We start from the raw sequence: 12,767 nt of genomic DNA, 5'->3' as shown, positions 1-12,767 counted from the left end.
GGGGGCGGGCGGGGCGGGCGCGGGCGAGGCGGCGGCGGGCGGGGACGTGTGGGCCACTCTCGGGTCGTGCCGGCCCGGGACCGGCCAGCCGGGGCCCGCGCCGGCCTGGCGGGCGGGGTCGGCGGCCCAGGCCGAGGCGGGCTCGGGCCGGTTGCCGTGCTGCGGCCCCGACGGGGCGGCGGACGCGGAACCGGCGACCGGGTCCTCGTCGAAGAAGTGCGGGCCGGTCTCCTCCACCGAGGGTCCGGCCGGCCGCGCCCCGGGCGGCGGGGCGAGCGGCTCGCCGTCCGCGGGCGCCGGACGGCTGGTGCCCGGCATCCAGGAGGCACCGTTCCAGTACCGGACATATCCAGGAATGGACGGGTCCGGGTAATACCCTTCGCGGGGCCGGTCGTCACCGGGGGCCGGGGTGGGGGCGCTCATGTCCGTCGTCCCGTATCTGCTCGGGGGTGGGTAGGGGGGGCTCCACATCTATCAGACGGGCGCGCCCCGCATCTCCCGTCCCGCCGTACCGGTCCCGATGAGCCCGGGGAGAGGGCCATGGGACGGTCAGAAGAGCTTGCCGGGGTTGAGGATGCCGAGCGGGTCGAAGGTCTGTTTGACCGCCCGCTGCATCTCCAGCCCCACCGGACCCAGTTCACGCGCCAGCCACTCCTTCTTCAGGACGCCCACGCCGTGTTCGCCGGTGATGGTGCCGCCCAGTTCCAGGCCGAGGGCCATGATCTCGTCGAAGGACTCACGGGCCCGGCGGGACTCGTCGGCGTCGGCGGCGTCGAAGCAGACCGCGGGGTGGGTGTTGCCGTCGCCGGCGTGGGCGCAGACGCCGATGGTGAGCCGGTACTTCTCGGCGATGCGCTCGACCCCGTCGAGGAGGTCGCCGAGCCGGGAGCGGGGCACGCACACGTCGTCGATCATCGTGGTGCCCTTGACCGCCTCCAGGGCGGGGAGCGACAGCCGCCGGGCCTGGAGCAGCAGTTCGGACTCGGCGGCGTCGTCGGCGGGGACGACCTGGGTGGCGCCGGCCGCCTCGCACAGCGCGCCGACGGCCGCGAGGTCGGCGCCGGGGTCGGTGGTGTCGAACGCGGCGAGCAGGAGCGCCTCGGTGGCCTCGGGCAGGCCCATGTGGGCGAGTTCGTTGACCGCCTTGACCGTCGTACGGTCCATCAGTTCGAGGAGGGAGGGGACGTGGCCGCCCGCCATGATCGCGCAGACCGCGTCGCAGGCGGCGCGGGCCGAGGCGAACTCGGCGGCCAGCACGAGTTGCTCCGGCGGCTTGGGGCGCAGGGCCAGCACGGCGCGGACCACGATGCCGAGCGAGCCCTCGGAGCCGACGAAGAGCCGGGTGAGGTCGTACCCGGCGACGCCCTTGGCGGTGCGGCGGCCGGTCGACATCAGGCGGCCGTCGGCGAGGACGACGTCGAGGCCGAGGACGTACTCGGCGGTCACCCCGTACTTCACGCAGCACAGGCCGCCGGAGGCGGTGCCGATGTTGCCGCCGATGGTGCAGGTCTCCCAGCTCGACGGGTCGGGCGGGTAGGCCAGGCCGTGGGCGTCCACCGCGCGGGAGAGGGCGGCGTTGACGACGCCGGGTTCGACGACGGCGATCCGGTCGACCGGGCTGATCTCCAGGATGCGGTCCATCCTGGTCAGGGAGAGCACGATCCAGCCGTCGTCGGCGTTGGCGCCGCCGGACAGGCCGGTGCGGGCGCCCTGCGGGACGACCGGCACCCGCAGTGCGGTGGCGGTGCGCATGACGTGCTGGACCTCTTCGACGGTGCGCGGCAGCACGACGGCGGCCGGGGTGCCGGCCGGGCAGAAGCTCGCCATGTCGCGGGCGTAGGAGACCGTGACGTCGGGGTCGGTGAGAACGGCGTCGGCGGGCAGCCCGCCGCGCAGTCGGCCGAGGAGTCGGTCGAGGAGGTCGCCGGTCCTCGCGGTCTCCTCGTCGGGACGCGCTTCGATACGGCTCATGATCACAGGGTCGCACCGGGGGCCATCGGTGTGAACCCCGTGGGCGCGACCCTTCACCTGCACGGGTGGGCCGGTCGCATGAGCGCACAGTGGACGGTATGGAAATCCGACTTCGGCGGCGTCGGGGCCGCGCCCGGCGGCTGGTGATCGCCTCGGTCGCCGGGGCCGCCGTACTCGGCGGAGTGCTGGTGCTGCCCTGGGAGCGGGGTACCGCCCCCCGGCCCGCGCCGGGGCCGGCGGCGCGGGCCGGCGGGGCGATCGGCGCCGGGCTGCCGGCCGCTCTGCCCGGTCTGGCGGTGCTGATCGGCGAGCGGGAGGCGCACCTGCGGGCGCATCCGCTGGACGCGCGGGCCTGGGCGGTGCTCGGGGCCGCCCATGTCGAGCACGGCCGGCGGACGGCGGACCCCGCCCACTTCCCGAAGGCGGCGAAGGCGCTGCGGACCTCGCTGCGGCTGGGCTCGCGGCAGGACCCGGCGACGCTGGAGTGGCTCGCGGCGCTGGCGGTGGCGCGCCGGGACTTCCCCGCGGCGCGCACCTGGGGGGAGGCCGCGGCCCGGCGGGCGCCGAAGCGGTGGACGGCGCAGGCGGTGCTGGTCGAGGCGTACACCGGGCTCGGCGATCACAAGGGGGTGGGGCGGGCCCTGGACCGGCTGCTGGAGCTGCGGCCGGGGCCGGCCGGGTCGGCGCGGGCGGCGGCGGTGTACCGGGACCGGGGCTGGCGGGAGGACGCGGCGGCCCGGATCTCGGACGCCGCGGCGGCGGCCGGGGCGCCGGTGGAGCGGGCCGCGTATCTGGAGCAGGCCGGGCGGCTGGCGCTGGAGCGCGGGGACCGGGAGCCGGCGCTGCGGTTCTTCCGGGAGGCGCTGCGCGCCGATCCCGACCAGCGGGCCGCGCAGGCCGGTCAGGGGCGGGCGCTGGCGGCGCTGGGGCGGACCTCCGAGGCGCTGGCCGCGTACCGGGCGGCGCTGGCCAGGCAGCCGCGCCCGGAGTGGGCGCTGGAGCTGGGCGAGCTGTACGAGTCGCTGCGGCTCGGGCAGGGCGCGCGGGTCCAGTACGACCTGCTGCGGGAGCGGGTGCGCGGGGCGGCGGCGGCCGGGGTGGACGAGGAGCTGGTGCTCGGCCGGTTCGAGGCCGACCACGGGGACGCGCGGGCGGCGCTGCGGCGGCTGGACGCCGAGTGGCGGCGGCAGCCCGGCACGGCGGTGGCCGACGCCCTGGGCTGGGCGCTGCACCGGCTGGGCCGTGACGAGGAGGCGCTCGGGTACGCGGTGCGCGCGACCGACGGCGACCGCGGGGGCGGGGTGCGCAGCGCGTCGTACATCTACCACCGGGGCGCGATCGAGCGGGCGCTGGGGCGGTACGGGGCGGCGCGGCGGCATCTGGCGGAGGCGCTGCGGATCGACCCGTACTTCTCGCCGCTGCACGCGCCGAGGTGCGAGCGGGCGCTGGCGGCGCTGGGCGAGCCCTCGGTGGAGGACCCGCCCGCCCGCTGACAGCGGGCCCGCGGTGCGCCGGTCTCAGAGGTTGCCGCGCCGGTCCTGCTCGCGTTCGATCGCCTCGAACAGGGCCTTGAAGTTGCCCTTGCCGAAGCCCATGGAGCCGTGGCGTTCGATCAGTTCGAAGAAGACGGTCGGGCGGTCCTGGACCGGCTTGGTGAAGATCTGCAGCAGGTAGCCGTCCTCGTCCCGGTCGACCAGCACCTTCAGCTCGCGCAGGACGTCCACCGGCACCCGGGTCTCGCCCGCCCACTCGCCGAGGGTGTCGTAGTACGAGTCGGGCGTGTCCAGGAACCGCACGCCGGCCGCCTTCATGGTGCGGACGGTCGCCACGATGTCGCCGGTGTTCAGCGCGATGTGCTGGACGCCCGCGCCGCCGTAGAACTCCAGGTACTCGTCGATCTGGGACTTCTTCTTGGCGACGGCCGGCTCGTTGATCGGGAACTTGACCTTGAGGGTGCCGTCGGCGACCACCTTGGACATCAGCGCGCTGTACTCGGTGGCGATGTCGTCGCCCACGAACTCCTTCATGTTCGTGAAGCCCATGACCTCGTTGTAGAAGCCGACCCATTCGTTCATCCGGCCGAGTTCGACGTTGCCGACGCAGTGGTCGACGGCCTGGAAGGTGCGGTGGGCGGGGGGCGGCACGAGCGGGGCGGCGGTGGCGAAGCCGGGGAGGTAGGGGCCGTCGTAGCCGGTGCGCTCGACCAGGGTGTGGCGGGTCGTGCCGTAGGTGGCGATCGCGGCGAGGACGACCGTGCCGTGCTCGTCCTTCACCTCGTGCGGCTCGGCGAGCGAGCGGGCGCCGTGCGCGACGGCGTACGCGTGGGCGGCGCGCGCGTCGGGGACCTCGATGGCGAGGTCGACGACCCCGTCGCCGTGCTCGGCCACGTGGGCCGCGAGGAAGCGGCCCCAGTCGGTGGCCGGTTTGATCACCGAGGTGAACACGAAGCGGGCGGAGCCGTTCTCCAGGACGTAGCTCGCGGTCTCGCGGCTGCCGTTCTCCGGTCCGGAGTAGGCGACCAGCGTCATGCCGAAGGCGGTGGAGTAGTAGTGCGCCGCCTGCTTGGCGTTGCCCACGGCGAAGACGACCGCGTCCATTCCCTTGACCGGGAAGGGGTCTGCCTGCCGGGCGGTGTCGGGAGTGTGGTGTGTGGTCTGCGTCATAATCGCAGGGTCCCCCGACTCTGCAAGGTGCGCAATAGTTCGGCTTTTCGCTGGGCATGGTGACCAGTGGGAGGCCGGTCGGTACGGGCTATCTGTACAGGATGACCAGCCGGTTGGACGGAGGAGGCGGGCGGGCATGGGGATCGACCGGCTCGACGGGCGGATCATCGCCCTGCTGGCGCGGGAGCCGCGGCTCGGGGTGCTGGAGATGTCCCGGCGGCTGGGGGTGGCGCGCGGCACCGCGCAGGCGCGGCTGGACCGGCTTCAGTCGAACGGAGTCATCCGCGGTTTCGGCCCCCAGGTCGATCCGGCGGCGCTCGGCTACCCGGTCACGGCGTTCGCGACGCTGGAGATCCGCCAGGGCCAAGGGCCGGACGTGCGGGCGCACTTGGCGACCGTGCCGGAGGTCCTGGAACTGCACACCACCACCGGTGCCGGGGACATGCTCTGCCGCCTGGTGGCCCGCTCCAACGCCGATCTCCAGCGGGTGATCGACCGGGTTGTCGGTTTTGATGGCATCGTCCGGGCCGCCACGACGATCGTCATGGAGAACCCCGTCCCACTGCGGATCATCCCGCTGGTGGAGCAGGCGGCCGAGGACGGTCAGGTGAGCGAGTGACACGAGCAGGAGGCCCGGCGGCGACCGGTCCCCACCCGGAGGTGAGCGGCGGTGAACTTCTGGGAATTCCTGGGCAGCCGGCACCAGCAGCTCCTCACCGACGCCGGGCAGCACGCCAGCGCGGTCTTCCAGTGCATGGTGGTGGCGACCCTGCTCGGGGTGCTGACCGGCGTGGTCACCTACCGCAGCGAATGGGCCGGGAACCTGGCGACGCTGGCCACCTCCACCGTCCTGACCATCCCGTCGCTGGCCATGATCGGCCTGCTGATCCCGATCGTGGGGCTCGGCGTGCCGCCGACGGTGACCGCGCTGACCCTGTACGGGCTGCTGCCGATCGTGCGCAACGCGATCGTCGGGCTGCGCGGCGTCGATCCGGCGCTGGTGGACGCGGCCACGGGCATCGGCATGTCGCGGGTGGCCCGGCTGCTGCGGGTGGAGCTGCCGCTGGCCTGGCCGCCGATCCTGACCGGCATCCGGGTCTCCACCCAGATGCTGATGGGCATCGCGGCCATCGCCGCGTACGCCTCCGGTCCCGGTCTCGGTAACGAGATCTTCCGCGGGATCGCCTCGCTGGGCAGCAAGAACGCCCTGAACCAGGTGCTCGCGGGCACCCTCGGCATCATCGTCCTGGCGCTGCTGTTCGACGCCGCGTACGTCCTGCTCGGACGGCTGACCATTCCCAGGGGGATCCGTGCCTGAGACGACTGCGACGACTTCCGACGGCGGGACGGCTGCCGGGGCGAGCAGCCGCCGCGGGACCACCGGCGCCACCATCGAGCTGGAGAACCTCACCAAGCGGTATCCGGGCAGCGCGCAGCCGGCCGTCGACAACGTCTCCATGGAGATCGGGGCGGGCGAGACGGTCGTCTTCGTCGGCCCGTCCGGCTGCGGCAAGTCCACGACCCTGAAGATGATCAACCGGCTGATCGAGCCGTCCGGCGGCCGCATCCGGATCAACGGCGAGGACGTCACCGACATGGACCCGGTGAAACTGCGCCGCCAGGTCGGTTACGCCATCCAGTCCTCCGGCCTCTTCCCGCACCTGACGGTCGCGCAGAACATCGCGCTGGTGCCGCGGATGGTCGGCTGGTCCAAGGCGCGGATCCGCGCCCGGGTGGAGGAGATGCTCGACCTGGTCGGTCTCGATCCGGGCGAGTTCCACGGCCGCTATCCCCGCGGGCTCTCCGGCGGCCAGCAGCAGCGGGTGGGGGTGGCGCGGGCGCTGGCCGCCGATCCGCCGGTGCTGCTGATGGACGAGCCGTTCGGCGCGGTGGACCCGATCACCCGGGACCACCTCCAGGACGAGCTGATCCGGCTCCAGCACGAGCTGCACAAGACGATCGTCTTCGTCACCCACGACTTCGACGAGGCGATCAAGGTCGGCGACCGGATCGCGGTGCTGCGCGAGCAGTCCCACATCGCGCAGTTCGACACCCCGGAGGCCATCCTCACCAACCCCGCGGACGACTTCGTCTCGGGGTTCGTGGGCGCCGGGGCGGCCCTGAAGCGGCTCAACCTCACCCGGGTACGGGACGTGGAGATCACCGACTATCCGACGGTCACCATCGACGACCCGCTCCAGGACATCTTCGACCGGCTGCGTTCGGCGGGCGGCAACGAGATCCTGCTCCTGGACAAGCGGGGACGGCCGTACAAGTGGCTGCGGCGCGGCGATCTGATGCGGGCCAAGGGCTCGCTGGCGCGGGCGGGGGCGCTGGTCCACGACACCGTGACGCGGGACGCGACGCTGCGGGACGCGCTGGAGGCGGTACTGACCGACAACGCGGGGCGGGTCGCGGTCACCGGACGGCGCGGCGAGTACACGGGCGTGGTCGACATGGAGACGCTGATGAACTCCGTGCACGAACTGCTGGAGGCCGACCGGCTGGACGCGCTGGAGCACCAGCACGACCTGGCGGAGACCCGGTCCGGGCGGACCCACACGGAGCAGGAGGGGTTCACGGGCACCGGGGGGGCGAACGCGTGATGGCCCCCTCTTCGCGGTCTCCCCGCCCGGCGTCGGCCGCACCGGCCGGGGACGAGGACGGCCTCGGCGGCGGCGAGAGCGGGAGCGCGGGCGCGGGCGCCGGCGCGGGCCCGCCGCGGACGCCGTCGCCGGCCGCGACGAAACGGCGGGTGAGCTGGCAGAAGCTGACCTTCCTGCCGGCCGTCCTGGTCGTCGTCCTGCTGGCGACCTGGCTGTGGTTCCGGCAGGCGGAGCTGGACGCGCTGAGCGAGAACGCGCTGGCGGGCGGCCAGGTCACCAAGGCGCTGTGGCAGCACGTCCAGTTGACCGTGATCTCCACGTTCTTCGTGCTGATCATCGCGATCCCGCTGGGCGTCCTGCTCACCCGGCGGATGTTCCGCAGGGCCACCCCGGTGGCGATGGCCTTCGCCAACATGGGCCAGGCGACCCCGGCCATCGGTCTGCTGGCGCTGCTGGTGATCTGGCTCGGCATCGGCCGCCGGTCCGCGCTGATCGGCATCATCGTCTACGCCGTCCTGCCGGTGCTGTCGAACACCATCGCGGGCCTGAAGGCGAACGACCCGACGCTGCTGGAGTCGGCCCGCGGCATCGGCATGTCCCCGTTCGGCGTGCTCACCCGCGTCGAACTGCCGCTCGCCGTCCCGCTGATCCTGGCCGGCGTGCGCACCGCTCTCGTCCTCAACGTGGGTACGGCGACGCTGGCGACCTTCGGCGGGGGCGGCGGCCTGGGCGTACTGATCACCACGGGCATCACCAGCCAGCGGATGCCGGTGCTGATCCTCGGCTCGATCCTCACCGTCGCCCTGGCCCTGCTGGTGGACTGGCTGGCCTCGCTGGCCGAACTGCTGCTGCGGCCCCGGGGCCTGGAGGTGGCGACATGAGGCGGCCCGCCGCCTCGCTGGCGGCCGGGCTGCTGGTCGCGGTCACCGGCTGCGGTCTGACCAGCGGCTCCCCCATGGCCGACGACGTCGGGCCGGGCACGATCGGCCGGGGCGAACCGCTGGCGGGCGCCGACCTCACGGTGGTGTCCAAGGAGTTCACCGAGCAGCTCGTCCTCGGGGCGATCATGGGCATCGCCTTCGAGGCGGCCGGCGCCGAGGTACTGGACCGCACCGGCATCCAGGGCTCGGTGGGCACCCGCGCGGCCGTCGAGAACGGCGACGCCGACGCCACCTACGAGTACACCGGCACCGCCTGGATCACCTACCTGGGCAACAGCAAGCCCGTGCCCGACCCGCGCCGGCAGTGGCAGGCGGTGAGGGACGCCGACGCGAAGGAGGGCCTGACCTGGCTGTCGCCGGCGCCGATGAACAACACGTACGCGCTGGCGATGAACCAGGCCAACTACCGGAAGTACCGGACGAGGACGATGTCGCAGGTGGCGGAGTTGTCCAAGGCCGACCCTCCGGCGGTGACGCTCTGTGTGGAGGGCGAGTTCGCCAACCGCGCCGACGGGCTGCCGGGGCTGGAACGGACGTACGGCATGGACCTCCCGGCGCGCAACGTCACGCAGATGGACACCGGGATCATCTACACCCAGACGCAGAAGGGCGCCTGCACCTACGGCGAGGTCTTCACCACCGACGGGCGGATCAAGTCCATGAACCTGGAAGTGATGGCGGACGACCGGAAGTTCTTCCCGAACTACAACGCGGCCCCCATGGTCCGGACCGCCACCATGAAGAAGTGGCCGGCCATCGCCGAGGTCCTCGACCCGGTCAGCAAGGCGCTGACCAACTCCGTGGCCCAGGACCTCAACGCGAGGGTCGACGTCGACGGGGAGGACCCGCACCAGGTGGCGCTGGACTGGATGAAGGAGAAAGGCTTCGTGACGGAGGGCTGAGGGGCGCCGCGGGCTGAGGGGCGCGGGCCGCGGACCGACAAGCGGTGACGGCTGTCTTCCTCAGCAGCTCGGGACCTTGCCGCCGCTCTCCAGCGCGCGCAGCGCGGAGACCGCGCCCTTCAGGGTGGTGACCGGGATCAGCCGGAGACCGGCGGGCAGCTCGGACCGCGCGTCGGAGCACTCCGCCTTCGGCACCAGGAAGACGGTGGCGCCGTCGCGCCTGGCCGCCCGCGTCTTCAGGGGTACGCCGCCGACCGCCCCGACCTCGCCGTCGGGCGTGATGGTGCCGGTGCCGGCGATCGTCCGGCCGCCGGTGAGGTCGCCGTACTCCAGCTTGTCGATGATGCCGAGGGAGAAGAGCAGCCCGGCGCTCGGGCCGCCGACCTCGGCGAGTTTCAGCGTGACGTCGACGTCGGCGGCGTCGAGGTCCAGATGGTTCAGGGCGGCGGTGGTCGCCGCGTTCTGGGACTCCTTCATCTGCTGCTCGTTGTAACTCTCGATCTCCTTGACGTCGTCGCCGCTCGGGTAGACCGCGTCGCGCGGCATGACCGCCTTGTCGGTGGCGAACCAACTGTCGATCACCTTGCCGAGCGAGACGCGCGTGTCCGGGCCGGTCGCCTCGATCGTCGTCATCCGGAGCTGCCCGGTGGTCTTCCGGGTCGGCGCGCCCGAGACCGTGATCACCGGGTCGCCGCGGTTCTCGCCGAGCACGTTCGCCGTCATCCCGGGCTGGGCCACGGAGAACGGCAGTGGCGCGAAGGCCGCCGTGGCGAGCAGCGCCACGGCGGGCAGGGCGCAGACGGCCAGGGCCTGGGGGCGTGTGAGGCGAGAGAGCACGGAGTCAATCTAACGCGGGGGTGTGCGCGGCCCGACCGCGCGTGGGCCGGCCGCCGGCCGCGGCTCGTCACCGCAGTGCCTCGGCCACCTCCCGGGCCGCGTCCATCACGCGCGGGCCCACCCGCTCCGGCACCACGTCGGAGAGCATCACCACCCCGACGCTGCCCTCGACGCCGGACACCCCGACCAGCGGCGCGGCGGCCCCGCTGGCCCCCGCCTCCAGTTCGCCCCGGGTGAGGGTGTACCCGGGGTCGGGGGCGCTCTGCCGCCGGGCGGAGAGGATCGCCTTGCCCGCGGCGCCCCGCTCCAGCGGATGCCGGAACCCGGCCCGGTAGGCCACGTGGTAGTCGGTCCAGGTCGGTTCGACGACGGCGACGGCGAGTGCTTCGGCGCCGTCCACCAGCGTCAGGTGGGCGGTCGCCCCGATGTCCTCGGCCAGCGCCCGCAGCGCCGGCATCGCCGCCTCCCGTACCAGCGGGTGCACCTGGCGGCCCAGGCCCAGAACCCCGAGGCCGACCCGGGCGCGGCCGCCCAGGTCACGCCGGACGAGTGCGTGCTGCTCCAGCGTGGCGAGCAACCGGTACACAACGGTCCGGTTGACGCTCAGGCGGTGGGACAGCTCGGTGACGGTCAGCCCGTGGTCGGTGTCGGCCAGCAGCTTGAGGACGCGCAGTCCCCTGTCGAGCGTCTGGGAGGTCTCCGCGGTCACGACGCCCACTCCTTAAGTGGTGAGGTCGGCGGCCCCCTCGCGGCGAATGCGTCACCGAGTCCCGTCGGTCACGCGCGTCAGAGGCCGCCGTTCGGCCGGCGGCCCGGTGGCGTCCGGGCACGAGTCGCTTCACGGCTGCGCTCCGCGGCGGCGCTGCCACGGGGCGTGTGCGTAGCCGGACAGTAGCGAGCCGGTCCCGCTCAGCGGAAGGTTCCGTCCAGAATCCGGGCAGCCACCGGCAAGAACTACCGATGTTTGTCCGGATACGTACCGCACTTGTCGCATGGCCGGGCCGTGGCGTCACTTCATGCGGGTCGCCCACTCCTGGACCTTGGCGATGCGCTGGCGCAGTTGCCCGGCGGTGGCCTCGGCGCTCGGCGGGCCGCCGCAGACGCGGCGCAGCTCGGTGTGGATCACGCCGTGCGGCTTGCCGCTCTGGTGGACGTAGGCGCCGACCATGGTGTTGAGCTGTTTACGCAGCTCCATCATCTCCTTGTGGGAGACGACCGGCCGGCGCTCGGCGGGCAGTTCGAGCAGGTCGGCCTCGTCGTCCGGCTTCTTGCGGCTGTGCGCGATCTGCCGGGCCTGCCGCTTCTGCAGCAGCATCTGCACCTGGTCGGGCTCCAGCAGTCCCGGGATGCCGAGGTAGTCCTGCTCCTCCTCGCTGCCCGGGTGGGCCTGCATGCCGAACTCGGCGCCGTTGTACATCACCCGGTCGAAGACGGCCTCGGACTGCAGCGCCTCGAAGGAGAACTGCTCCTGCTCGCCGGTGTCCTCGTCCTGCTCCCGGTTGGCCTCGTCCATCTCCCGCTCGGACTCGGCGTACGGGTCCTCCTCGCCCTCCTTCTTGGGCCGGTCGAGGACGTGGTCGCGCTCGCGCTCCATCTCGTGGGCGAAGGTGAGCAGGTCGGGCACGGTCGGCAGGAAGACGGAGGCCGTCTCGCCGCGCCGCCTGGACCGTACGAAACGGCCGACGGCCTGGGCGAAGAACAGCGGCGTGGAGATGGTCGTGGCGTACACCCCGACCGCCAGCCGGGGCACGTCGACGCCCTCGGACACCATGCGGACGGCGACCATCCACCGGTCGGTGCTCGCGCTGAAGCTGTCGATGTTCCTGGAGGCGCCGGTGTCGTCGGAGAGGACGACGGTCGCCTTGTCGCCGGTGATCTCGCGGATCAGCTTGGCGTAGGCGCGGGCGGAGTCCTGGTCGGCGGCGATGACGAGGGCACCGGCGTCCGGGATGGCCTTCCTGACCTCGGTGAGCCGCTGGTCGGCGGCGCGCAGCACGGACGGCATCCACTCGCCGCGCGGGTCGAGGGCGGTGCGCCACGCCTGGCTGACCGCGTCCTTGGTCATCGGCTCGCCGAGCCGCGCCTCGATCTCGTCGCCGGCCTTGGTGCGCCAGCGCATGTTGCCGCTGTAGCTCATGAAGATGACGGGGCGCACGACGCCGTCGGCGAGGGCCGAACCGTATCCGTAGGTGTAGTCGGCGGCGGAGCGCCGGATGCCGTCGTTGCCCTCCTCGTACACGACGAACGGGATGGGGTTGGTGTCGGACCGGAACGGCGTACCGGTCAGCGCCAGCCGCCGGGTGGCCGGCTCGAACGCCTCCAGGCACGCCTCGCCCCAGGACTTGGAGTCACCGGCGTGGTGGATCTCGTCGAGGATGACGAGCGTCTTGCGCTGCTCGACGCGGTTGCGGTGCAGCATGGGACGGACACCGACGCCGGCGTACGTCACGGCGACGCCCTGGTAGTCCTTGCCGAGCGGTCCGGCGCTGTACTCGGGATCGAGCTTGATCCCGACGCGGATCGCCGCCTCGGCCCACTGCTTCTTCAGGTGCTCGGTCGGCGCGACGACGGTCACCTGCTGCACCACGTGGTGGTGGAGCAGCCAGGAGGCGAGCGTCAGCGCGAAGGTCGTCTTGCCGGCGCCGGGTGTGGCGACCGCCAGGAAGTCGCGGGGCTGCTCCTGGATGTACTTCTCCATCGCCCCCTCCTGCCAGGCCCGCAGCTTGCCGGCCGTGCCCCAGGGGGCGCGTCCGGGAAAGGCCGGCGACAGGTGGTGCGAGGCGCTGGAAGCGGCGGTGGTAGTCACGGTCTCCGAAGGGGGGGTTGGACGGCTCGGCCACGTATGAC

At 72.9% G+C, this 12,767-nt stretch carries 12 protein-coding genes; 6 read left to right on the top strand and 6 right to left on the bottom strand.

The window, feature by feature from the left end; genetic code table 11:
• A partial coding sequence (locus tag ABEB00_RS28885; RefSeq protein WP_345623403.1) for a DUF2510 domain-containing protein occupies window positions 1–423 on the bottom strand: 423 nt, incomplete at its 3' end.
• 126 nt (window positions 424–549) lie between these two features.
• Window positions 550–1,977 (bottom strand): FAD-binding oxidoreductase, encoded by a 1,428-nt coding sequence (locus ABEB00_RS28880; protein WP_345623402.1) that lies wholly within the window; start codon window positions 1,975–1,977, stop codon window positions 550–552.
• 92 nt (window positions 1,978–2,069) lie between these two features.
• Here ABEB00_RS28880 and ABEB00_RS28875 point away from each other — a divergent pair, with 92 nt between their 5' ends.
• Entirely contained in the window at window positions 2,070–3,464 is a 1,395-nt protein-coding gene (locus ABEB00_RS28875) for a tetratricopeptide repeat protein (RefSeq protein WP_345623400.1), read from the top strand.
• Window positions 3,465–3,488: 24 nt separating this feature from the next.
• On the opposite strand, the gene hppD is transcribed toward ABEB00_RS28875, so the two are convergent.
• Window positions 3,489–4,634 carry a 4-hydroxyphenylpyruvate dioxygenase gene (gene hppD, locus ABEB00_RS28870; protein ID WP_345623398.1) on the bottom strand — a complete coding sequence of 382 codons (1,146 nt, stop codon included), beginning with the start codon at window positions 4,632–4,634 and terminating at the stop codon, window positions 3,489–3,491.
• A 136-nt stretch (window positions 4,635–4,770) separates the two neighbouring features.
• Here hppD and ABEB00_RS28865 point away from each other — a divergent pair, with 136 nt between their 5' ends.
• From ABEB00_RS28865 to ABEB00_RS28845, 5 genes are all read left to right on the top strand, one after another.
• Window positions 4,771–5,253: an Lrp/AsnC family transcriptional regulator gene (locus ABEB00_RS28865; RefSeq protein ID WP_345623397.1), complete on the top strand. Its 483-nt coding sequence runs from the start codon at window positions 4,771–4,773 to the stop codon at window positions 5,251–5,253.
• A gap of 51 nt (window positions 5,254–5,304) precedes the next feature.
• Window positions 5,305–5,952, top strand: coding sequence for an ABC transporter permease (locus ABEB00_RS28860; RefSeq protein WP_345623396.1), 648 nt, complete (start codon window positions 5,305–5,307; stop codon window positions 5,950–5,952).
• Window positions 5,953–6,025: 73 nt separating this feature from the next.
• A complete protein-coding gene (locus ABEB00_RS28855) occupies window positions 6,026–7,240 on the top strand; it encodes a betaine/proline/choline family ABC transporter ATP-binding protein (protein WP_345623406.1) in 1,215 nt (404 codons plus the stop codon).
• Window positions 7,240–8,121: an ABC transporter permease gene (locus tag ABEB00_RS28850; protein ID WP_345623395.1), complete on the top strand. Its 882-nt coding sequence runs from the start codon at window positions 7,240–7,242 to the stop codon at window positions 8,119–8,121. Before ABEB00_RS28855 ends, ABEB00_RS28850 begins: the two co-directional genes overlap by 1 nt.
• The gene (locus ABEB00_RS28845) at window positions 8,118–9,083 is read left to right on the top strand and encodes a glycine betaine ABC transporter substrate-binding protein (RefSeq protein ID WP_345623394.1); all 966 of its coding nucleotides are present in this window, start codon (window positions 8,118–8,120) and stop codon (window positions 9,081–9,083) included. The genes ABEB00_RS28850 and ABEB00_RS28845 overlap by 4 nt, the downstream gene beginning before the upstream one ends.
• A 60-nt stretch (window positions 9,084–9,143) precedes the next feature.
• On the opposite strand, the gene ABEB00_RS28840 is transcribed toward ABEB00_RS28845, so the two are convergent.
• The 3 genes from ABEB00_RS28840 to ABEB00_RS28830 all read right to left on the bottom strand — a co-directional run bounded on the left by ABEB00_RS28840 (window position 9,144) and on the right by ABEB00_RS28830 (window position 12,726).
• A complete protein-coding gene (locus ABEB00_RS28840; RefSeq protein WP_345623393.1) occupies window positions 9,144–9,920 on the bottom strand; it encodes a YlbL family protein in 777 nt (258 codons plus the stop codon).
• Window positions 9,921–9,987: 67 nt separating this feature from the next.
• Complete coding sequence (locus ABEB00_RS28835) at window positions 9,988–10,629, bottom strand: IclR family transcriptional regulator (protein ID WP_345623392.1); 642 nt, start codon at window positions 10,627–10,629, stop codon at window positions 9,988–9,990.
• A gap of 300 nt (window positions 10,630–10,929) precedes the next feature.
• Complete coding sequence (locus tag ABEB00_RS28830) at window positions 10,930–12,726, bottom strand: DEAD/DEAH box helicase (protein WP_345623390.1); 1,797 nt, start codon at window positions 12,724–12,726, stop codon at window positions 10,930–10,932.
• Window positions 12,727–12,767 lie beyond the last annotated feature (41 nt).

It is taken from the genome of Streptomyces ziwulingensis (genome assembly GCF_039542605.1).
In the GTDB taxonomy this organism is placed as follows: Bacteria; Actinomycetota; Actinomycetes; order Streptomycetales; family Streptomycetaceae; genus Streptomyces; species Streptomyces ziwulingensis.
This window is presented reverse-complemented; position numbering and strand designations above follow the sequence as displayed.